Source organism: Sphingopyxis sp. NFH-91, from assembly GCF_021401285.1.
In the GTDB taxonomy this organism is placed as follows: domain Bacteria; phylum Pseudomonadota; class Alphaproteobacteria; order Sphingomonadales; family Sphingomonadaceae; genus Sphingopyxis; species Sphingopyxis terrae_A.
The window spans coordinates 311,194-333,237 of the sequence record NZ_JACBGA010000004.1; the positions used below are offsets into that span (position 1 = coordinate 311,194).

Genomic DNA, 22,044 nt, shown 5'->3' on the forward strand with positions numbered 1-22,044 from the left:
CGCGCCTTTCCAGTCGGTCGGGGCCGTGGAACGGGAAGAAGCGTCTCTATTCATAGGCTTCGCGATACTTTTTGACGATGCGCAGGGCGACGATGTTGAGCAGCAGCGTGACGATGAACAGCACGAGGCCGAGCGCGAAGGCGGCGAGCGTCTTGGCGCTGTCGAATTCCTGGTCGCCGGTCAGCAGCTTGACGATCTGCGCCGTCACCGTGGTGACACTGGCGAAGGGGTTGGCGGTGAGGTTGGCGGAGAGGCCCGCGGCCATCACCACGATCATCGTTTCGCCGATCGCGCGGCTGACCGCGAGCAAGATGCCGCCCATCACGCCCGGCAGCGCGGCGGGGATCAGCACCTGGCGGATCGTCTCGTTCGGCGTCGCGCCCAGCGCGAGGCTGCCGTCGCGCATCGCCTGCGGCACCGCGTTGATGCTGTCGTCAGCCATCGACGAGACGAAGGGGATGATCATCACGCCCATCACGATACCCGCGGCGAGCGCGCTTTCGGTGCTCGCATTCGGCACGCCGAGCATCACCGCGAAATTGCGCAGCGCCGGCGCAACGGTCAGCGCCGCGAAATAGCCGTAAACGACCGTCGGCACGCCCGCCAGTATCTCGAGGCACGGCTTCACCCATTTGCGCACCGTCGGCGCCGCATATTGGGTGAGGTAGACCGCGGTCATCATGCCGATCGGGATCGCGACGATCATCGCGATGATCGCGCCGATCAGCACCGTGCCCCAGAACAGCGGGATGCCACCAAAGGTGCCGGGCTGCGGCGCGCCGCTCTGCGGGTTCCAATAGGTGCCGAACAAAAGCTCGGTCGCGGGGACGAGGCGGAAGAAGCGGATCGATTCGAACAGCAGCGACAGCACGATGCCGAAGGTCGTCAGGATCGCGACGAGCGATGCGATGAGCAGCAGCGCCATCACGATCCGTTCGACCCGCGTCCGCGCCCGGAAATCGGGCTTGATCCGCGTAAAGGCATAAAGCCCGCCGGCAAGCGCCAGCGCGAGCATTGCCGCGATGCCGATCCACGCGAAACGGTGGGTCGCATCGGCATAGGGTTTGACGAGCGGTGCCGCCTCGGCGATGCGCACCGCGGCCTGCTTGCCCTGCGCGACGGCGCGCGCGTCGGACAGCATCGCGCCGCGTTCGAAGCCGAAGGCGGGCAGGCTCTGCGCCTCGGCGCTGGCGAGCACCGCATTGGTGATCAGCGCCGGCGACATGCTCGACCAGACGGCGAGGAAGATCGCGGCGGGCGCGAACAGCCACAGCGCGACATACCAGCCATGATATTGCGGCCGCGAATGCAGCCGGGTGCCCGTGCGGCCCGCGAGCAGCGCCGAGCGCGCGCGGCCGGCCAGCCAGCCGATCAGCGCAAGCCCCGCGATCAGGAGCAATAAGGCGGCGGCGTTGAAAGTCACATCGTCCCCGTTATCGTCTGGCCCGCCGCAACCTAAAGCGGCCGCGCGTGGCAATTTGATGACTCGGCGTCATAATTTCCGATCCGCCCGCATTCTGGTCCGTTCGCATCGAGCGAAGTCGAGATGCTCCTCGACCATGCGCTGACCCGACGGGTGTCTCGACTTCGCTCGACACGAACGGGATGGGAGCGACCCAAAAAGCGGCGGCCGGGGGCAGGGGGATGTGGCCCCCCGCGTCCCGGCCGCCGGCGGGGGAGATTACTTAAGCTCCGAACCGTCGAGCGGCGTCATGTCCTTCGCCGCGGCGGCGGCCTTCGCCGACACGTCGGGGGGCGAGATCACCAGGCCCTTGGCGGCCAGATAGCCGTCCTTCGCCGCACCCTTCAGGAATTCGGCGACATATTCGGCCAGGCCGGGGATCACGCCGACATGCGCCTTCTTGATATAGATGAACAGCGGGCGCGCGCCGGGATAGCTGCCGCCGGCGATCGTGTCATAGGTCGGGCTGACGCCCTGCACCGGAACCGCCTTGATCTTGTCCTTGTTCGCATCGAGGTACGAAAAGCCGAAGATGCCCAGGCTGTCGGGGTTCTTGTCGAGCTTCGAGATGATCAGATTGTCATTCTCGCCCTGTTCGACATAGAAGGGCGCGCCGCGCAGGCCGGTGCACACCGCTTCATGCTTGTCCTTGTCGCTGTCCTTCAGCGCCTTCATCGCGGGGTCGGCGTCGCAGCCCTTGCCCATGATCAGTTCCTTGAACGCGTCATAGGTGCCGCTGGTCGACGGCGGGCCGAAGACCGAAATGCCGACAGCGGGCAGCGCCGGGTTGACGTCTTTCCACGTCTTGGCGGTGTTGGGCTTGCCATAGGGGTTGGCGGCCAAAGCCTTATAGACATCTTCCTCGGTCAGCTTGAAGCCGGGGCCGCGCTGCGCTTCGCCCAGCGCGATGCCGTCGATGCCGACCTGGATTTCGACGATGTCCTTGACGCCATTCTTCTGGCAGGTGTCGAATTCCTTCTTCTTCATACGGCGCGAGGCGTTCGAGATGTCGGGGGTGTCACCGCCGACGCCCTGGCAAAAGCGTTCGAAGCCGCCGCCGGTGCCGGTCGAATCGATCTTCGGCGTCTTGTTGCCCGTCGCTTCGGCGAATTTTTCGCCGACCGCGGTGGCAAATGGATAGACGGTCGAGGAGCCGACGGCGCTGATATAATCGCGCGCGGCGCCGCCCGAGGAGGCCTGATCCTGACACGCCGAAAGCGCCAGCGCGGCGGTCGCAGCGCAGGCGAGCAGGCCGGTGGTGCGGGCAAATTTCTTCACCATGAAATGATCCTGTCGGGGGTCGTTACCGAACCAAGCCGCCACCCCCGCGGCGACTCGCTGAGGGCCATTTGGGGGTTTTGTGTGACGCGTTTGTGACAGGGAGTGTCATGGAAGTGTCATGGATGGCTATGCATTCTCGATCACGAGTATCGCATTGTGCAGTGCGGTACGCAGTGTCTTTGTTTCGCCTTTCCTAGACAACTAGAGATAGGTCATTTCTGTGTGGCAAGAAAGGTAACATGATCCTCATCACCGGCCACGTCATCCTGACCCCCGAGCATGGCGAGCGCATGATTGAGTTCGGCGCCGAGCATAGTGCGCGATCGCGGGGCGAGCCGGGGTGTCTGGCGCATCATTGCCATATCGATGCCGTGCCTCGACAGGCTGGGGATGGCTCGGCTTATGAATGTCTGACGTTCGTCGAGGAGTGGGAGAGCGTCGATGCGGTGCGCGCCCATTTCGCGCTGCCCGCCTCGCGCGCCTTCGTCGCCGACATGCGCGCCCTCTCGCCGCAACCGCCCGCGATCCGCATCTATGCCGCCGAGGATATTGCGGCGAAGCTGATGGGGTAAATCTCCCCTCCCGCTTGCGGGAGGGGTTGGGGGTGGGCCGCGCGCCGGTGCGCGCATCCGATGTTGATTGCCCACACCGCTGCGACTAGCGAACGGGTTCGCAATCTCGCAGCCCCTCCCGCAAGCGGGCGGGGAGAGATCAGGCCGGGGGCATATGACGGGGTTTGAATTCAGCTTTTCCTTTTTCGGCCTGATCCTGGGCCTCGCGCTGGCCGAGGGGCTCGGCGGGTTGGCGCGCGCGCTTAAAGCCAGCCACCGCGTCCGCATCGGCTGGCCGACCGCGCTGCTCGGCCTGTTCGTGTCGTGCGACGTGGTGACCTTCTGGATGTTCGGATGGAATCTGCGCGAGCTGTTGCCGCTGAACTGGCCGATCCTGTTCGGCGGCTTCGTCGTCACCGCGGTCTATTTCGTCGCGGCGAGCCTGGTCTTTCCCGACGATCCGGAGGCGTGGGACGACCTCAACGCCCATTTCGACAAACAGCGGCGGCTGGTGATCGGCGGCGTCTTGCTGGCCAATATCGCGCTGGTCGCCGTCACCTGGGCCTTTGTCGGACTCCCCAGGGCGGGCTCGTTGCGTGCCTTCATCCTCGCATGGTCCTTCTTCCCCGTCGCCGCGCTCGCGATCGCGGCAAAGGACCGCCGTATCGTCGTCGCCTGCCTGATCTGGCTCCTCGCGCTCTATCCGCTGTCGGCGGTGTGGCATTGATCCTTTAAAAATCGTCACCCCGGACATGCTCGGCGGTCATGGCCTTGGGACAGGTGGGCAAGTGTTCCCCGGCGAAAGCCGGGGCCATGACAGGGTGCGACACGCCATCTGGGCCCCGGCTTTCGCCGGGGATCACAATATCGATGCGGGCTTGCCCCGCGTTCGTCGGCCCAGACCTGATCCTGGATGACAGGAGAGGGGGCCGCGCCCTATCTCTCCAGCAACGGCGCCAGATACTGCCCCGTGAAGCTGCGCGGTTCCTTCACCACCTGTTCGGGGGTGCCCGCCGCGACGATCTCGCCGCCCTTGACCCCGCCTTCCGGGCCGAGGTCGACGATCCAGTCGGCGGTCTTGATGACGTCGAGATTATGTTCGATCACCACCACGCTGTTGTCCTGATCGACGAGCGCCTGCAGCACTTCGAGCAGCTTGCGCACATCCTCGAAATGGAGGCCGGTCGTCGGTTCGTCGAGGATGTAGAGCGTCTGTCCGGTCGAGCGGCGCGAGAGTTCCTTGGCGAGCTTCACCCGCTGCGCCTCGCCGCCCGACAAGGTCGTCGCCTGCTGCCCGACCTTGATATAGCCGAGGCCGACGCGGACGAGCATTTCCATCTTGTCGCGGATCGCGGGCACCGCCTTGAAGAACTCCGCCGCATCCTCGACCGTCATGTCGAGCACGTCGGCGATGCTCATCCCCTTGAACTTCACCTCGAGCGTTTCGCGGCTGTAGCGTTTGCCGTGGCACGTCTCGCACGTCACATAGACGTCGGGCAGGAAGTGCATCTCGATCTTGATGAGGCCGTCGCCGGTGCAGGTTTCGCAGCGCCCGCCCTTGACGTTGAAGCTGAATCGGCCGGGCTTGTAACCGCGTGCCTGCGCCTCGGGCAGCCCCGCGAACCAGTCGCGGATCGTCGTGAAGGCGCCGGTGTACGTCGCGGGGTTCGAGCGTGGGGTGCGGCCGATCGGCGACTGGTCGATATCGATCACCTTGTCGCAATGCTCAAGGCCGGTCAGGCTGTCGTGCGGCCCGGCGACGAGCCGCGCGCCGTTGAGCGTGCGCGCCGCGCTGGCGTAGAGCGTGTCGATGACGAGGCTCGACTTGCCCGATCCCGACAGGCCGGTGACGCAGGTGAAGGTGCCGAGCGGGATCGTCGCGGTGACATTCTGGAGATTGTTGGCGCGCGCGCCCTTCAGCACCAGGTCGAACCCGTTGCCGGGACGGCGGTGCGCCGGCACCTCGATCTTCTTCGCGCCGGTGAGGTAGGCCGCGGTCAGGCTCTTCTTGTTCGCCAGCACTTGCTTCAGCGTGCCTTCGGCGACGATCTCGCCGCCATGGACGCCCGCGCCGGGGCCCATGTCCACGACATAATCGGCGTGGCGGATCGCATCCTCGTCATGTTCGACGACGATCACCGTGTTGCCGAGGTCGCGGAGGCGCTTCAGTGTCGCGAGCAGCCGGTCGTTGTCGCGCTGGTGCAGGCCGATGCTGGGTTCGTCGAGGACATAAAGCACGCCGGAGAGGCCGCTGCCGATTTGTGACGCAAGACGGATGCGCTGGCTTTCGCCGCCGCTGAGCGTGCCGCTCGTGCGGTTGAGGTTGAGATAATCGAGCCCGACATTGTTGAGGAAGCCGAGCCGTTCGTTGATCTCTTTCAGGATCGCTTTCGCGATCTGACGCTGCTGATCGTTGAGCTTTGCGTCGAGCGTGCTGAACCAGGCTAGCGCGTCGGCGACCGAGCGTTGCGCCGACATGCTGATGTCCTCGCCCGCGATCTTGACCGCGAGCGGTTCGGGGCGCAGGCGCGCGCCGTGGCACGTCTCGCACGGCTGCGCGGTCTGATATTTACCCAGCTCCTCGCGCATCCACGCGCTTTCGGTCTGGAGCATCCGGCGGTTGAGGTTGCCGATCACCCCTTCGAACGCCTTGTGCGTCGTATAGGTGCGTCGGCCGTCCTTGAAAGTCAGCTCGACCGGCTTGCCGCCGCTGCCGTAAAGGATGATGAGTTGCACCTCTCCGGGCAGATCCTGCCACGGCGTGTCGAGCCCGAAGCCATAGGCTTTGCCCAGGCTTTCAAGCACCTGCATATAATAGGGCGAGGGCGGGTTCGATTTCGCCCACGGCACGACGGCGCCTTTTTTCAGGCTGAGCGCATGGTTGGGAACGACGAGTTCGGGGTCAAATTCCAGCCGCTCGCCAAGGCCGTCGCATGCCGGGCAGGCGCCTTGCGGCGCGTTGAAGCTGAACAGCCGCGGCTCGATCTCGGCGATCGTGAAGCCCGAAACGGGGCAGGAAAATTTCTCGGAAAAGATGATGCGGTTGGCCGGGATTCCGGCGCCTTTCATGGCGCCGCCGACCTCGCCGTCGCGCCCTGGAACCTCGCCATCGGCAAGGTCGACATAGGCGAGCCCTTCGGCGAGTTTCAGCGCCGTCTCGAAACTGTCCGCCAGCCGCGTCGCGATCCCCTCGCGCACGACGATGCGATCGACCACGACCTCGATGTCATGCTTGTATTTCTTGTCGAGCGCCGGGGCGTCCTCCATCTCGTAAAATTCGCCGTCGATGCGGACGCGGGTGAAGCCGTCCTTCTGCCACTGCGCGAGTTCCTTCTTATATTCGCCCTTGCGCCCGCGCACGACGGGCGCGAGCAGATAGGCGCGCGTGCCCTCGGGCAGGTCCATCACCCGGTCGACCATCTGGCTGACTGTCTGCGCCGAAATCGGCTCGCCGGTCGCGGGCGAGTAGGGAATGCCGACACGCGCCCAGAGCAGGCGCATATAGTCGTAGATTTCGGTGACGGTGGCCACGGTCGAGCGCGGGTTGCGGCTCGTCGTCTTCTGTTCGATGCTGATCGCCGGCGACAGCCCGTCGATATGTTCGACGTCGGGCTTCTGCATCATTTCGAGGAACTGGCGCGCATAGGCCGACAGGCTCTCGACATAGCGCCGCTGACCCTCGGCATAGATGGTGTCGAAGGCGAGGCTCGACTTGCCGCTGCCCGACAGGCCGGTGATGACGATCAGCGCATCGCGCGGCAGATCGACGTCGACGCCCTTCAGATTATGCTCGCGCGCGCCGCGCACCGAAATGTGGGTGAGACTCATGGGGTGGGTATGTTCCAGATTTGTTCCGGCCGCGCAAGAGGGCGCCGCTCGCTCGAACGCCTAGATAGGAAGCGGCTGCTTTGCGCGCAACGGGGTGGCGATTCCACCAACGAACGAGTGCGTTCGACCAGCGTCCTGCATCTTGCTTGACCTGCGATTGGCGCGGGCGGACAAGTCGCCATGGCCTGCGGCGGATCGGCCCTTGAACCGTGCGCGGGGGTAGGAGACTGGGGAATGAAGATGTTTTTGGGCGGCACCGCTGCCGTCGCTATCGCCGCTGCCCTGATCGCAGCACCTGTTCTGGCCCGTAATCCGGGTGCCGGCGTCTCCTTGGTCGCCGCGACCGATGCTGCGGCCGGCGCCGAAGATGGGTCGCTCAAGCCGCTGACCTTCGGAAGCTGGGGCGTCGATCTGAGCGCACGAGACCCGTCGGTAAAGCCGGGCGACGATTTCGATAAATATGCCAATGGCGGCTGGTTCGCGCGCACCGAAATTCCGGCCGATCAGGCGTCGGCCGGCGTCGATTACGATGTCTATAATCTGACGCAGCGTCAGCTTCGCCAGCTCGTCACCGGCGCACCCGCGACCAGTCAGGTCGGCGGGCTTTATCAAAGCTTCATGGACGAAAAGCGCGTTGCGCAACTGGGCACCAAGCCGCTGATGGCGGATATCGACGCCGTCGCGGCGATCAAGGATAAAAGCGAGATGGCGCGCTTCATGGGCGCGTCCCAGAGAAGCTTCGGCGCCTCGATCGTCGGTGGCGGTCCCTATGCCGATCCCGACACGCCGACCGTCAACGTCCTGTGGCTCGGGCAGGGCGGGATCGGGCTTCCCGACCGCGATTATTATCTGAATGACAGCTTCAAGCCGCAGCGTGAGGCCTATCGCGCCTACATCGCGCGGACGATGAAGATGATCGGTAACCCCGATCCCGAAAAGGCCGCCGATGCGGTGCTCGCTTTCGAGACCGAGATCGCCAAGGTGAGCTGGGCAATCGCCGAGCGCCGCGATCTGGGCAAGATCAATAACCCGATGTCGTCGGAGGCGCTGGCCGTCTATGCGCCCGGGCTCGACTGGAACGCCTGGTTCGCGGGCGCCGAAATTCCGGCGCAGAAGCGCATCATCGTCAACGAAAATACCGCGATCCGCGACATTGCAGCGCTTTATGGCAAGACACCGCTCGATACGCTGAAGCTGTGGCAGGAATTCCATTTCGCCGACAATGCGGCCAATTATCTGTCCGACGACTGGGTCGACAGCCGCTTCGAATTCTCCAAAGCGCTGAGCGGCGTGACCGAGATGCGGCCGCGCTGGAAGCGCGGGCTGCGCCTTGTGGATAGCAGCCTGGGCGAGCTGGTCGGCGAGGAATATGCGAAGCAATATTTCCCGCCGAGTGCCAAGGCGAAGATGGAAACGCTCGTCGCCAATCTGAAGCTGGCGATGGGCGACCGTATCCGCGGCAACAGCTGGATGGCGCCCGCCACCAAGGAAGCCGCGCTCGCCAAGCTGGACAAGATGGACGTGATGGTCGGCTACCCCTACAAGTGGCGCGATTATTCGGGCCTCAAGATCGATCCCGCTGACCTTTACGGCAATGTGAAGCGCAGCGCGGCGTTCGAATATGCCTACCAGCTCGCCGACCTGGACAAGCCGGTCGACCGCAAGAAATGGTCCATGAACCCGCAGGAAGTGAACGCCTATAACGGCGGGCTCGAAAACAAGATCGTTTTCCCCGCCGGCATCCTGCAGGCGCCCTATTTCAGCGAGACGGTCGACGATGCGGTCAACTATGGCGCGATCGGCGCCGTGATCGGCCATGAAATCACCCATGGTTTCGACGATCAGGGGCGCAAGATCGATGCGAGCGGCGCCGTGCGCGATTGGTGGACCAATGAAGATGCCGCGCGCTTCGATGCGCAGGCCAAGGGCTTCGGCGCGCAATATGCGACCTATGAGGCGGCGCCGGGTGCGTTCATCAACCCCGATCTGACGATGGGTGAGAATCTCGCTGACCTCGCCGGGCTCGAGGTCGCCTATGACGCCTATCACCGTTCGCTAAACGGCAAGGAAGCGCCAGTGATCGACGGGCTGACGGGCGATCAGCGCTTCTTCCTCGCCTTTGCGCAGGCGTGGCGTGATAAGTCGCGCGAGGATGCGACCAAGCAGCAGGTGGCGAGCGACCCGCACAGCCCGGCGCGCTGGCGCATCATCGGTCCGCTGCGCAACGTTGATGCCTGGTACAGGGCGTTCAACGTCGCGCCGGGGGCCAAATATTATCTGAAACCCGAGGATCGCACGCGCATCTGGTAAGTTGGCGGCGCCCAGCTACCCCATCCGCGCAATGTCGCTGGCCGCGGAACGCATCTTGCGGCAAAGCGTTGGACGGGCAGGGTGCTCGGTTTAAGGAGATTTCTCGATGACCAGATCGATTTTTGCCGCCGCGGTCGTCGCGGCGCTGATGAGTTCGGCGCCGGCGATGGCTCAGAAGCTGCCCGACGGCACGACCGTGCAGGAGCGCGCGGATACCGCGAAGCTGAATGCCGAGCAGCTCGCGAAGGCCGATGCCGAAACCGCGCGCTATCAGCAGAGCGTTTCGCAATATGAGCAGCAAAAGGCTGCGATAGCCGAGCAGGTCGCCGCTGCGCAGGCAAAATATGCCGATGAAACCGCCGCTTATGAAGCGGAAAAGGCTCGCGTCGCGGCGATGGCCGCCGAAGAACGCCAAAAGTGGGAGGCCGATGTCGCGGCCTGCAAGGCGGGCGACACCAGCCGCTGTGCCAAGCCGCAGCCCAAGGAATAGTGCTGCCAATCGGCACGCGATTCCGCGTGATTAAAGGGGCTCCGACGACAAGTCGGGGCCCCTTTTCTTTGGCGCGCTTCCGTTCGTCCGTTGGTCGCACTTTGTAGGCGCTTCATCTTTCAATCGACTCGTCGCTGGGGCTGGTCGAAGCGCGCATGTCTGGCGCGGAATATTGGCGCATTCCTCGGGCTGCGGGATACGAGGCGACCCGACTTCCCCGGTTACGGCGCAGCGTGTCCCGCATCCTATAACGGATGAGAGGACTCCCCCATGTCAGACCGTATTGCCAAATATTTTCTCATGAGCTGTGCCGCCGCACTGTCGGCAGGCGCCGCCGCCCCGGTCGCGACCGCCGCCGAGACGCGCGTCGCGGACCCCGACGGAGCGCCGACGGTTATCGTGCCGTACAGCGATCTCAATCTGAGCAGCGTCAAGGGCCGGGCTCGGCTGGAAACGCGCGTGCACATCGCCATTCGCGGCATGTGCCGCACCGATCCCCGGCCGACTCTGGCTCAGCGGGCGCTGGAGCGGGATTGCGTCGCCAACGCGCGGCGCAGCGCCGAACCGCAGTTGGCAGCGCTCTTCGGTGGAGGCGATGTGAAATTGGCCCTCGAACGCCCGGCAGAGTTCGCCGTGCGCTAACCGGTGGTAAGGGCGATCACGCGCCGTGCATGATCGCCTTTACTTCGTGAAGATAGGTTCGACCGATCCGGTGCTGTCCGCCTTGGCCCAGGTCTACGCTCCACGCGCCGTCGCCATGATGTTTGAGGCCGACGATGCCGTCGCGCCGGACCATCTTGGACCGGTGAATGCGCATGAACTGATCGGGGTTCATCCGCTCTTCCAATGATTTGATCGTCTGGTGGATCAGCCAGCTTCGGCTGCCGACATAGAGGCGCATATAGTCGCGCTCGGCCTCGATCAGATCGACTTGCGCCGCATCGATGCGCAGCATCTCACCGCGGTTCTGAACCCAGAATTCGTTGATCCACCGGCTCTTCGGCGGGGCAGTTCGCCCAGCGCTGCGCCATTCGCGCACGCGCGCCAGTGCCTTGGCAAGACGATCGGGCGACACGGGCTTGAGCAGATAGTCGACCGCGGCGACGTCGAAGGCTGCGACAGCATAGCGATCGAACGCCGTGACGAAGACGATGGCTGGCGGACAATCGAGCTTTTCGAGCGCGGTCGCCACCTCCAGCCCGTCGAGGTCGGGCATGGCGATATCGCAAAGCAACAGATCGGGCGCGAGCGCCTCGACCATGCGCAGCGCCGATGCGCCGTCGCTGGCGGTACCGACGAGCGAAACCCCGTCCTGCTGCCCCGCCAGAATCTGAAGCCGTTCGATTGCCAGCGGCTCGTCATCAACGATCAGGGTGCGCAGCGTCTGCAGCATGTCAGTGTCCTTCGCCCGCGATCGGCAGCCACAGCGATACCGCGAAGCCGCCGCTGTCCGACCGTCCCCATTCGCAGCCTGCCACCGGGCCGTAGCGTGTAATCAGCCGTTCGCGGACGTTGCCGAGCCCGAGGCCGGTGCCCGATTCGGGGGTCGGTGCGGCGGGGTCGATGTCATTTTCGATCCGGATCACGAGCAGCCCATATTCGCTGCTCGCCGACAGGCGGATCGCAATCCTTCCCTTGCTGGGAGCAACGCCATATTTGATCGCATTTTCGATGATCGGTTGCAGGATCAGCACGGGAACGCGCGCATTCTCCAGCGCTTTCGGCATCGTCACCTCGACCTGCAGGCGGTCGGGAAAGCGCGCCTGCTCGATCTGGAGATAGAGGCGCTGGAGCGCCATTTCCTCGTCGAGGCTGACGAGCTGTTCGGGATCGATCGCGAGGCTCGATCGCAGGAAGGACGACAGATTCATGATCATCGTCTCGGCCTCCGCCTGCGATCCGCGCATGACGAGCGTCGACAGCGAATTGAGCGTGTTGAACAGGAAGTGCGGGTTCACCTGATAGTGGAGCGCGCGCAGCTGCGCCGCCTGCGCCTCGACCCGGTAGCTGTTGGCGCGGCGCTCGACCGCGCGCATTTCGTTGGCATAGCCGAAGGCGACATAGAGCGCTGCCCATACCGCGAAGAAGAAATACCAGCGGATCGAGCTGTCGAGGATCAGCACCGTTTCCCAGGCAATGGGGAATTTGGACTGCACCTCTTCGATGATCTTCTGGGTATCGCCTGATGGAAACCAGTAGAAGAAGACGAGCAGATTGATGCTCGCGTAGATGACGACAAGCGGCACCGCGGCGCCCATCGCGACGGCAAGCCGCGCGCCAAAGCTTTTCGGCTGAACCCGCTGGATCAGCTGATAGAGGGTGAAGGTGCACAGGATACCGGCGATGACGACGATCGCGCGGCGGCCGATCGCACCCCATTGCTCGGCGGCCCCGGCCAGCAAGGCCAGCCCGGTCGTGATCAGGAAATAGATCAGCCACATCGCGATGATCGAACCGATCGCGACGCGGGGATTGACGCGGGCGTCCGACGCGCGCCAGCCCGGCGATGCGGCCAGCATGTGCGCACGCTGGTCGCGCAGCGTCTCTTTGCGGATGGTCATGTTCATTGCCGTCGCTTTTGCGCGAATATGGCGCAAAAAACTAGGTGCGCGCGCTGCGTCAGTCGAAGCCGCGCGCCTTTTGGTCGAAACGCGGCCGGTCAGGCGACGCGGGGTTGCGGCAGCGTGCGGCGCCAGTTGCCGCGGCGATAGACGATCCACGCCATGGTCAGCGACGCGAACGAGGACAGCGGAAAGCTCCACCAGATCGCATCGCCGCCGAGCGCCGGGTAACCCAGATAATAGATGCCGAGGCGGATCGGGAACATCGACAGGAACAGGATGACGAGCGGCGGCACGACCGATCCGTTGGCGCGGAGCGTTCCGATCAGCACGATCGTCGTGCCGAAGGGCAGGAAGGTCCAGGTCGCGAGCAACTGGATATGGCGCGCGGCATCGATTGCCGCGGTATCGCTACCGAGGAAAAGGGCGAGCGCAGTGCGGTCGAAAAGGAGCAGCAGCGCGATCAGCACCCCGGTCATCATCAGGTTGATCGCGATGCCGCTATTGGTGATGGTGGTGACGCGGTTCCACTTTGCAGCGCCGATATTCTGCGCGACCATGGCGCTGACCGCCGCGCCGACCGCGAGCGCGGGCATCTGGACATAGTTCCACAATTGCAGCGTCGCGCCATAGGCAGCGGCGGTGACGAGCCCTTCGCGATTGACCAGCCCGACCATCACCAGCCCGGCGCCCGAAATGACGAGCATCTGTGCGCCCATCGGGAGCCCCTTGCCGATGATGAAGCGCAGTTCCTCCATATTGGGGAGGAGATATTTGAGTTCGGGTCCGCGCAGCCGCAGCACATGGTCGCGGGCATAGAACCAGCCGAGCATCGCGATCAGGCTGATCGTCCCGGCAATCGCCGTCGCGAGTGCGCTGCCCGCGATGCCGAGGCGCGGGAAGGGGCCGATGCCGAGGATCAGCAGCGGGTTGAGCGCGATGTCGAGGACGACCGACAACAGCATGAAGCGCAGCGGCGTCACCGCGTCGCCGGCGCCGCGCGACGCCATCATCAGCGTCACCGCCAGCATGCTTGCCGGGATCGCGATGAAGGTCACGCGCAGATAATCATGTGCAAGGTCAAAAGCTTCGGGCGGGGTCTTGAGCCAATGCAGGATGGTGGTCGAGGCGAACCAGCCGACGATGGCGATGACGAGCGAGAAGATCAGCGCGAGGCCGACGACGGCACCGGTGGCGCGGCGCGCCGCGTCGATATCGCCGCGCCCGATCGCTTGGCCGATCAGCACCGTCGCGGCCATGCCGAAGCCGAAGAAGGTCGCGAACATCAGGAACATGATGATGTTCGCATTGGCGGTCGCGGCGAGCGCGCTGCCGCCGAGGAACTGGCCGACCCACACCGAATTGATCGACCCCGACAGCGTCTGCAGCACGTTTGATGCGAGCGTCGGCAAGGCGAAGAGGATCAGCGTCTTCGCGATCGGCCCTTCGGTCAGGTTCATGCGTCCGGCGCCGCGCGCGGTCTGGCGCGGCGGAACCGGCGCGGCGGCAGGGTCGGCAGCGGCGGCTACCGGCGTAACGGACGCGTCTTCGCTCACCCCAGCCGGGCCAGCGCGGCGGTCAGGCGGTCGGCCTCGGCCTCCTTGGCGGCATGGTCGGCGCGCGCCTTGTCGACCGCTTCGGGCTTGGCGCGTTCGACGAACGAGGGATTGTTCAGCCGGCCCGCGAGGCTGTCGCGTTCCTTGGTCGCGGCGGCGAGCGCCTTGGTCAGCCGCTCGCGCTCGGCAGCGATGTCGATCACGCCTTCGAGCGGGACGGTGATCGTCTCGCCCTCGACGACGAGCTGTGCCGAGGCGCCCGAAGGCGCGGGGTCGAAGCTGATCGCCTCGAGCCGCGCGAGGCGGTCGAGTTGCGCTGCGAGCTTGTCGGTACGGCCCTTGAGCGATGCCGGGAAATGCGCGCTCAGGCGCGCGCCCGGCGGCAGGCCGAGCTCGGCCTTGGCGGTCCGCAGCTCACTGACGAGCTTGATCAGCCAGTCGATGTCGGCGCTGGCGCCGGCGTCCTTCTCGGCCGCCGGAGCAGGCCATTTGGCCGTGATCAGCGGATAGTCGGCGCGGTCGCCGAGACCCGTCCACAGCTCTTCGGTGATGAAGGGCATGAAGGAGTGGAGCATGACGAGAATCTGGTCGAGCACCCAGCCGGCAACGGCCTTTGTCTCGTCGTCGATCGCGCCCTTGATCAGTTCCAGATACCAGTCACAGAAACGGTCCCAGGCAAAACTGTAGATCGCATTCGCGGCCTCGTCGAAGCGATAGGCGGCGAAGGCCGTCTCCATCGCCGCGACGGTATCCGCGACCTCGCCGATGATCCAGCGGTTGACCGGCAGGCTCGCGGCAGGGGCCTCGAAGCTGGTCGAGGCCGAAATGCCATTCGCTTCGCAGAAGCGCGCGGCGTTCCACAGCTTGGTCGCGAAGTTGCGATAGCCCGCGAGGCGCGCGTCATCCATCTTGATGTCGCGGCCCTGGCTTTCCATCGCCGCCATGAAGAAGCGCAGCGCGTCGGCGCCATATTGGTCGATCAGGCCGAGCGGGTCGACGACATTGCCCTTCGACTTCGACATCTTCGCGCCGTCGGGCGCGCGGACGAGGCCGTGGAGATAGAGCGTCTTCCACGGCACGTCGCCCATGAACTCCATCCCCTGCATGGCCATGCGCGCATCCCAGAAGAAGAGGATGTCGAAGCCCGAGATGAGCACGTCATTGGGGTAGTGGCGCTTCAGAAGCTCGGTGTTTTCAGGCCAGCCGAGCGTCGCGAAGGGCCAGAGGGCGGAGGAGAACCAGGTGTCGAGGACGTCGGCATCGCGCCAAATTGGAACCGACTTGCTGAGATCAAATTCGCCGTTCAACAACATGGCCATCGCAGCAAGTCGATCTTCGCAAACGATGATCTCACGGTCGCCCAGCTTGCTACCGTAATAACTCTTCGCTGCTTCAATGGCACCTTCTTCAGTTTCGTTCACAAAAACATGATCGGACAGCAACGTCGAGTTAGCCGTCGCGAAGTCTTCGCTCACATCAAATGAAAGGTCAGGCCAATTGGGTGATAGCTTTTCGTCGTCTGCGTAAGCTTCCGGCCCATACCAAGCCGGAATCCGGTGTCCCCACCAGAGTTGGCGCGAGACGCACCAGGGCTGGATATTCTCCATCCAGTTGAAGAAGGTCTTTTCCCACGTCTTGGGGACGATGTTGATCCGCCCGTCGCGCACAGCGGTCATCGGCGGCTGCGCGAGCGTTTCGGCATCGACATACCATTGGTCGGTCAGCCATGGCTCGATCACCACGCCGCCGCGGTCGCCGAACGGCGTCTGGATCGTGCGCGGTTCGGCGTCATGTTCGTTCCCGTCCTTGTCGACGTGCGGGATCAGGAAGCCGGCTTCCTTCATGCGCGCCACAACCAGTTCGCGGGCGCCATCGACACCATCGCGCTTGAAGCGGTGGAGGCCAAGATATTCGTCGGGGATCAGCCCGTCGGCAGTCTGGATGACGTTCGCATCGCCATCGAACATGTTGAGCATCTCGGCGGGTTTGAAGCCCGCGCGCTTGCCGACCTCGAAGTCGTTGAAATCATGCCCCGGCGTGATCTTCACCGCGCCCGAACCCAGTTCGGGGTCCGCATGTTCGTCGGCGACGATCTTGAAGCGGCGGCCGGTGATCGGCTGGAGGATGTCCTTGCCGATCACGCTCTTGTAGCGCGCGTCATCGGGGTGCACCGCGACCGCCATGTCGGCGAGCATCGTTTCGGGGCGCGTCGTCGCGACCTCGATATAATCGCGCCCGTCGTCGAGCGTCACGCCGTCGGCGAGCGGATATTTGAAGTGCCAGAAGCCGCCCTTCACCTCGACCGTTTCGACCTCGAGGTCGCTGATCGCGGTCTTGAGCTTGGGGTCCCAGTTCACCAGCCGCTTGTCGCGGTAGATCAGGCCCTTTTTATGGAGATCGACGAACACCTTGACCACCGCGCGGGTGAAATGCGGGTCCATCGTGAACTGTTCGCGCGACCAGTCCATCGAGCAGCCGAGGCGGCGGAGCTGGCCGGTGATCTGCCCGCCGCTTTCCGCTTTCCACTGCCAGACCTTTTCGACGAAGTCCTCGCGGCTGTAATTGGTGCGCTTGTCCTGCCGCGCTTCCATCTGGCGTTCGACCACCATCTGCGTCGCGATGCCGGCATGGTCCATGCCGACGACCCACAGCGCATCCTTGCCGCGCAGCCGCTCATAGCGGACGAGAACGTCCTGCAGCGTGTTGTCGAGCGCATGGCCGATATGCAGCGCGCCGGTGACGTTCGGCGGCGGGTTGACGATCGTGAAGGGTGTCGCGTCGGGACGCGCGGGGCGATAGAGCCCGCGGCTTTCCCATTCGTGGGACCATTTCGCCTCGATAGCGGCGGGATCGAAGGTTTTTTCCATCGGCATAGCCGGGCGCCTTTGCCAGCCGGGACGCGCAGCGGCAAGGGGGGACACGCACTTACTGCAAGCCATCGCGTGCCCCCGCGAAGGCGGGGACCCATCTTCTGCCGGTTCCAACTTGCACCGGCCGGTGATGGGCTCCCGCCTCCGCGGGAGCACGCGGTCTTGCCTATTTCTTCAGATAGCTGTCCAACCAATTAAATACGGTCTGATGCCACTGGACGCTGTTCGCACCCTTCAGCACCCAATGGTTTTCGTCCGGAAAGACGAGCAGCTGCGACGGAACGCCGCGGCGCTGAAGCGCGGTGAAGGCGGCGAGGCCCTGCGTGTAGGGGATGCGGAAATCCTTCTCGCTGGTGATCACCAGCATCGGCGTCTTCCACTTGTCGACATGGTTCACCGGGTTCCATTTTTCATATTCCTCGGGAACCTTGAAATAGGGGCCGCCATGCTCCCATTCGTCGAACCACAGCTCTTCGGTCTCATAGGCCATCGCGCGCGCATCGAAGACGCCGTCGTGCTGGACGAGGCATTTGAACCCGTCGGTCCACTGGCCGGCGATCCAGTTCATCATATAGCCGCCATAGGACGCGCCGAGCGCGCAGGCGTTGGCGATGTCGAGCTGTGCATCCTGCTTGCCCGCCGCCGCGAGGCCAAGCTTCAGATCTTCGAGCGGCTTGCCGCCCCAATCCTTGTTGATGCTGTCGGTGAAGGCCTGCCCGTAACCCGTTGACCCGTGGAAATCGACGGTGACGACGCCATAGCCCTGTTGCGCGAACAGGCGGGGGTTCCATCGCGTCGACCAGCTGTTGCCGAAGCTGCCCTGCGGACCGCCGTGGACGATGAAGGCGACCGGCAGCTTCGCGGCGGTCGCATTCGCGGGCTTGAGGATCATCCCCCACACCTTGTCGCCATTGGCGCCGGCGAACTGCATGCGATCGAGCCGCACCGGATCGAATTCGGCCATGCGGTCGGCGTTGACCGCGGTGAGCTGCGTCACCTTGCCCTTGGCATCGCGGACATAGACGTCGGTGGGGGCTAGGGCGGTGTTGCGCGCATAGAGCAGCGCGCCGCCAGCGAGCACGCTGACGTCGCCGATGTTGCCGTCGAAGGCTTCGTTCGACGCCTTCAGCCGTTCGACCTTGCCGCTCGCTGCGTCGACGCGGAACAGGGGATGTTCAAGCGTGTCCTGCGCGGTGACGAACAGTGCCTTGCTGTCGGCGGCCCAGGCGATCGAGGCGACCGAGCGGTCCCAGTCGTCGGTGAGCTTGCGCGTGTCGCCGGTCGCAAGGTTGCGCAGCATCAGCACCTGCCGGTCGGATTCATACCCCGGCCGCGCCATCGCGACATAGGCCAGCCATTTGCCGTCGGGGGAGGGGGTGGGCAGGGTGTCGGTCGCCTGGTTCGCCTCGGTCAGATTGACCGGCATCATCCGGCTGTCGACGAGCCAGCGATAGATGTCGAGGTTGGTCGAGGTCGGCTCGTGGCGATCGGCCTTGCGCAGCGTGAAATAGACGGTGCGGCTGTCGGCACCCCAGGCAAGCTCCTCGCCGCCGCCAAAGGGCTTCGACGGCGTGTCGCCGACCAGTCCGGCCGCGACCGGCCGCGCCGCGCTCGCCTTGCCGTCCGCCAGATTGAAAACAAAGGGGCGGCTGTGGGTGCCGGGGGTTTCCCATGTGTCCCAGTGACGGACGAAGCCGGTGCCGTCCTTGTAGAGTCGCCCGCTGCCGGGGCCGACAAGCGCGCCCTTGTCCTTCACGTCGTTCGCGTCGCAGCCGAAATCGGCGCACTCCATCGGGATGTCGCCCCATGCGAGCAGGCGCGCGCCATCGGGCGAAATTTTGAAGCCCGCGACATCCGCCTTGGTATCAGTAACCCGCGTCGCGGGCGTGCCGGCCTTCGGATCGATCCGCCAGACCTGATCGCTGCCCGAGGCGTTCGAGATGAAATACAGACTGCCGTCGGGCGCAAATGCGGGCGACGCCTCATTCTTGCCGGGGGCATCGGCGATTCGTGCGGGCTTGGCGTCCTTGGCCTTGCGATCGACGAGCCAGAGCCCGGTCGAGCGCTTGTAGGTTTCGGGCGCGGTCTCGGTCATCTGGAACACGACCCATCGCCCGTCGGGCGAAGCCGTGGGCGCGGCAACGCGATTGAGCGTCGCAAGATCGACCTCGGTCATCGGCCGGGCGAGAGCGGGCGTGGAAAGGGCGGCGGCGAGCGCGAGCGCGCTGGGGACGAGAATGTTACGCATGCCGCGGGTTTAACGCTGCGGCGGCCGGGTTCAAGTCCTGATGGCGGTGCAGGTAGTCAGACGCGAACCGCTCTCTGCTCAATATTCCCTGATCCTCGGGATTTAACAGCGAAGACCGCCGGTAGCCCGCCTTTCGGCTGCGTGGGAGAGTGTCAGAAGCGTTCGAAATCCGACACTTTAGCAACGGAATTCCCTAATTTAAAAACAGGGAATTTGCGTCGCCACAGCAGCGAATTCCTCCTCATTCGTCCGCAGATCAGCGCAAAATTTCTCGCCGTAATTTCCAAAAATGATTGATTCCATATCCCCGCGATGTATGGTTCCGGCGTCTTTTTTGACGCAGAATGTTTGGGCCGGGTCCCGAGCGCAGCACGAAAAAAGGCAACGTTCATTCGGCCACGCGCAAGCGGGGCAGGTTGTCTGTTGTCCAGCTGCTTGGCGTCAACTTCGCATCCTGCTGCTCTTGCTGGCCTAGCCAGGAAGCAGACATGACTTACATCGCTACATTGCCTCAGGTGCAGACGCCGTCGCTGGTCAATTTCGATCAGAGGCTTGGCCCGATCGAATATCGTCGACCGGCCTCGCTGAAGCCGTACGCAAATAATCCGCGTAAGCACCCCGAGAAGCAAATCGTGAAGCTTATGGCTTCGATAAACCAGTTTGGATTCGCGTTGCCAGTCTTGGTCGATGGTCAAGGAACGATTATCGCGGGCCAAGCGCGGGTTGAAGCCGCGTCGCGGCTAGGCCTTGCTGAGATTCCCGTTCTCGTCGCTGACAAATGGACTGCGTCGGAAGTTCGGGCATACCGTCTCGCCGACAATCGTCTGGCAGAATTATCATCGTGGGATGAGCCTACTCTCGCGATTGAGCTCGCCGAAATTATCGAAATTGGCGATGTGAACGTCGAGATGATTGGCTGGGAGACGGCTGAGATCGATGTCATGATGGACCATCGCGATGAATCGACCTCAGAATCCAATCCAGTCGATGTAATACCCAGCCTTCCAAAACAACCGGTCAGTCGTGTCGGCGACCTGTGGGGTCTTGGCGTCCATCGTCTTCTTTGCGGCTCTAGCTTGGATGCAGCTAATTGGGATCGACTTATGGCCGGCGAAACGGCCCAAATGCTGTTCACCGATGCGCCATACAACGTCCGCATCCAAGGCAATGTGTCCGGGCTGGGGAAGCATCAGCATGCCGAGTTCGCGCAGGCTTCGGGGGAGATGTCGTCAGAGGGGTTTTTAGCCTTCTTGACGACTGCCTTTAGGTGCGCGGCCGTGCACCTCAAAGACGGCGCCGTCCTCGACCTATTCATGGATTGGCGCCACCTTTCTGAACTCTTCGAAGCGGTCCGGATTAATGGATTGACGCCGCTCAATCTTTGCGTCTGGAACAAGAGCAACGGCGGGATGGGGTCGCTCTATCGTTCGAAGCACGAATTGGTGCTGATAGCGCGCAAGGGTAAGGCGGCCCATACCAACAATGTGCAGCTCGGTAAGCATGGCCGCTACCGCACTAATGTGTGGGATTATCCTGGTGCCAACAGCTTCGGGGGATCGCGTGACGAAGATCTCGCCGATCATCCCACGGTCAAGCCTGTCGCTCTCATCGCTGATGCGATCCGAGACGTGACCCACCACCGCGAGATAGTTCTGGACGGATTCATGGGGTCAGGAAGTACCATCCTTGCCGCTGAACTTACAAAACGCCGTGCCTACGGAATCGAACTGGAGCCAGGCTACGTCGATGTAGCGATCCGGCGCTGGGAGGAAGCTTCCGGTCAGCAAGCAATCCTTGTTGATACCGGTGAAACGTTTGCGGACGCTTCCGCAGCTCGCCTGCCCGCAGTCGCGCCGTCTGAACGGTGCCAAGACTGACCACTCTCCGCTCCGTTGCAGGATGGAGCGAACAGAAATTCTCCTAGGAGACGAAACATGAGCAAAGTTGATGACGGCCAGCGATCTGCCGTAAATCCGCCCCCGCGCCATCGTCCAATTTCGACGTCGAGAGCACCCGATTATAGAGCACCCGACTATGAGGTGGGATATAAGCGACCACCAAAAGCTAGTCAGTATAAGCCCGGGCAATCGGGCAATCCCAAAGGCCGGCCTCGCGGCGCGAAAGGAATTAACACACTCGCTCGCGAAACGCTTACGGCCAAGGTTCGGGTGCGAACGCCGGACGGCGAGAAGCGAATGAGCAAGATGGAGGCGGTTCTCCAGAAGACCGTCGAGCTGGCAATGAAGGGTAATGCCCGAGCAATAATATTGCTGCTCAATCTTTACAGGCCTGCGGTGCCCGATGCTCCAATGGCGGAACAAGGCACAGGAAGCGGGGATGACCTCTCCCAGACCGACATCGAGATTCTCGAGATGTTCCGCGAAGATATTCGCCTCCAGCTGGGACGAGGATCATGAGGATCGGCCCGAAGGAGCAGGCAAGGCTCTCGGCGCTGCGCCGAACAAAACTCCTTCTTTTCCTGATGAAAGTCTATGAGACGCTGCATCCGGGAGACCCGCCGCTCCACCCTGCGTGGTACATCCAAGCCATGTGTCACGAGCTTGAAGAAGTTCGCCGAGGGCGAAAGACGCGGCTGGTAATCACCGTGCCACCGCGTCACCTGAAATCCATAACCGCGTCGGTTGCGTTCGTGGCCTGGCTGCTCGGCCATGATCCGGGATTCAAGATAATCGTAGCGAGCTACAGCCAAGATCTTGCGCGTCAGCACTCGAACGACACGCGCCGGATCATGGAGAGCGAATGGTATGTCTGTCGTCAGAACATTTGGCGCAGATCGCGGCGTTGATTAGCGGAGCGCGGGCCTCGTCCTGGGGTTGATATTAAGCGGCGAGCTTGCGGTGCTGCAAGCGTCGGTGTTCGATGGTCT

The 22,044-nt window shown here is 63.6% G+C and carries 17 protein-coding genes; 8 read left to right on the forward strand and 9 right to left on the reverse strand.

Annotated features, from left to right (window positions below; translation table 11 throughout):
- Nucleotides 1-46 precede the first annotated feature (46 nt).
- Nucleotides 47-1,423, reverse strand: coding sequence for a phosphate ABC transporter permease subunit PstC (gene pstC, locus L0963_RS11715; RefSeq protein WP_234179692.1), 1,377 nt, complete (start codon nt 1,421-1,423; stop codon nt 47-49).
- 258 nt (nt 1,424-1,681) lie between these two features.
- Nucleotides 1,682-2,743 carry a substrate-binding domain-containing protein gene (locus L0963_RS11720; protein ID WP_234179694.1) on the reverse strand — a complete coding sequence of 354 codons (1,062 nt, stop codon included), beginning with the start codon at nt 2,741-2,743 and terminating at the stop codon, nt 1,682-1,684.
- A gap of 239 nt (nt 2,744-2,982) precedes the next feature.
- Between L0963_RS11720 and L0963_RS11725 the strand changes: the two genes are divergently transcribed.
- On the forward strand, nt 2,983-3,315 hold the full coding sequence (locus L0963_RS11725) for a putative quinol monooxygenase (protein ID WP_234179696.1): 333 nt from the start codon (nt 2,983-2,985) through the stop codon (nt 3,313-3,315).
- Nucleotides 3,316-3,469: 154 nt separating this feature from the next.
- Nucleotides 3,470-4,021 carry a hypothetical protein gene (locus tag L0963_RS11730; protein ID WP_062902144.1) on the forward strand — a complete coding sequence of 184 codons (552 nt, stop codon included), beginning with the start codon at nt 3,470-3,472 and terminating at the stop codon, nt 4,019-4,021.
- A gap of 209 nt (nt 4,022-4,230) precedes the next feature.
- Here L0963_RS11730 and uvrA read toward each other — a convergent pair whose 3' ends face one another.
- Nucleotides 4,231-7,122 (reverse strand): excinuclease ABC subunit UvrA, encoded by a 2,892-nt coding sequence (gene uvrA / locus L0963_RS11735; RefSeq protein ID WP_234179698.1) that lies wholly within the window; start codon nt 7,120-7,122, stop codon nt 4,231-4,233.
- Nucleotides 7,123-7,356: 234 nt separating this feature from the next.
- Between uvrA and L0963_RS11740 the strand changes: the two genes are divergently transcribed.
- The 3 genes from L0963_RS11740 to L0963_RS11750 all read left to right on the forward strand — a co-directional run bounded on the left by L0963_RS11740 (nt 7,357) and on the right by L0963_RS11750 (nt 10,564).
- Nucleotides 7,357-9,432 (forward strand): M13 family metallopeptidase, encoded by a 2,076-nt coding sequence (locus tag L0963_RS11740; protein ID WP_234179700.1) that lies wholly within the window; start codon nt 7,357-7,359, stop codon nt 9,430-9,432.
- Between the two features lie 106 nt (nt 9,433-9,538).
- The gene (locus L0963_RS11745) at nt 9,539-9,922 is read left to right on the forward strand and encodes a hypothetical protein (protein ID WP_234179701.1); all 384 of its coding nucleotides are present in this window, start codon (nt 9,539-9,541) and stop codon (nt 9,920-9,922) included.
- Nucleotides 9,923-10,222: 300 nt separating this feature from the next.
- Nucleotides 10,223-10,564, forward strand: coding sequence for a UrcA family protein (locus L0963_RS11750; RefSeq protein ID WP_234179703.1), 342 nt, complete (start codon nt 10,223-10,225; stop codon nt 10,562-10,564).
- A gap of 16 nt (nt 10,565-10,580) precedes the next feature.
- Here L0963_RS11750 and L0963_RS11755 read toward each other — a convergent pair whose 3' ends face one another.
- The 6 genes from L0963_RS11755 to L0963_RS11780 all read right to left on the reverse strand — a co-directional run bounded on the left by L0963_RS11755 (nt 10,581) and on the right by L0963_RS11780 (nt 19,549).
- Nucleotides 10,581-11,315, reverse strand: a complete 735-nt coding sequence (locus L0963_RS11755; protein ID WP_234179705.1) for a LytR/AlgR family response regulator transcription factor — start codon at nt 11,313-11,315, stop codon at nt 10,581-10,583.
- A 1-nt stretch (nt 11,316) separates the two neighbouring features.
- Nucleotides 11,317-12,483 carry a sensor histidine kinase gene (locus tag L0963_RS11760; protein WP_231737217.1) on the reverse strand — a complete coding sequence of 389 codons (1,167 nt, stop codon included), beginning with the start codon at nt 12,481-12,483 and terminating at the stop codon, nt 11,317-11,319.
- A gap of 98 nt (nt 12,484-12,581) precedes the next feature.
- Nucleotides 12,582-13,943 carry an MATE family efflux transporter gene (locus tag L0963_RS11765; protein ID WP_267960654.1) on the reverse strand — a complete coding sequence of 454 codons (1,362 nt, stop codon included), beginning with the start codon at nt 13,941-13,943 and terminating at the stop codon, nt 12,582-12,584.
- A gap of 92 nt (nt 13,944-14,035) precedes the next feature.
- On the reverse strand, nt 14,036-16,912 hold the full coding sequence (locus L0963_RS11770) for a valine--tRNA ligase (protein ID WP_234179708.1): 2,877 nt from the start codon (nt 16,910-16,912) through the stop codon (nt 14,036-14,038).
- Nucleotides 16,913-17,075: 163 nt separating this feature from the next.
- Nucleotides 17,076-19,157: a S9 family peptidase gene (locus tag L0963_RS11775; RefSeq protein WP_234179710.1), complete on the reverse strand. Its 2,082-nt coding sequence runs from the start codon at nt 19,155-19,157 to the stop codon at nt 17,076-17,078.
- Nucleotides 19,158-19,309: 152 nt separating this feature from the next.
- Nucleotides 19,310-19,549, reverse strand: coding sequence for a hypothetical protein (locus L0963_RS11780; protein ID WP_234179711.1), 240 nt, complete (start codon nt 19,547-19,549; stop codon nt 19,310-19,312).
- A gap of 96 nt (nt 19,550-19,645) precedes the next feature.
- On the opposite strand from L0963_RS11780, the gene L0963_RS11785 reads away from it, so the two are divergent.
- Genes L0963_RS11785 through L0963_RS11795 form a run of 3 tightly spaced genes read left to right on the forward strand, consistent with a single transcriptional unit; the run spans nt 19,646 to nt 21,963 of the window.
- Nucleotides 19,646-21,034, forward strand: coding sequence for a site-specific DNA-methyltransferase (locus L0963_RS11785; protein WP_234179714.1), 1,389 nt, complete (start codon nt 19,646-19,648; stop codon nt 21,032-21,034).
- A gap of 57 nt (nt 21,035-21,091) precedes the next feature.
- Nucleotides 21,092-21,574 (forward strand): DUF5681 domain-containing protein, encoded by a 483-nt coding sequence (locus tag L0963_RS11790; RefSeq protein WP_234179715.1) that lies wholly within the window; start codon nt 21,092-21,094, stop codon nt 21,572-21,574.
- On the forward strand, nt 21,571-21,963 hold the full coding sequence (locus L0963_RS11795; protein ID WP_234179717.1) for a hypothetical protein: 393 nt from the start codon (nt 21,571-21,573) through the stop codon (nt 21,961-21,963). The genes L0963_RS11790 and L0963_RS11795 overlap by 4 nt, the downstream gene beginning before the upstream one ends.
- Nucleotides 21,964-22,044: the final 81 nt, after the last annotated feature.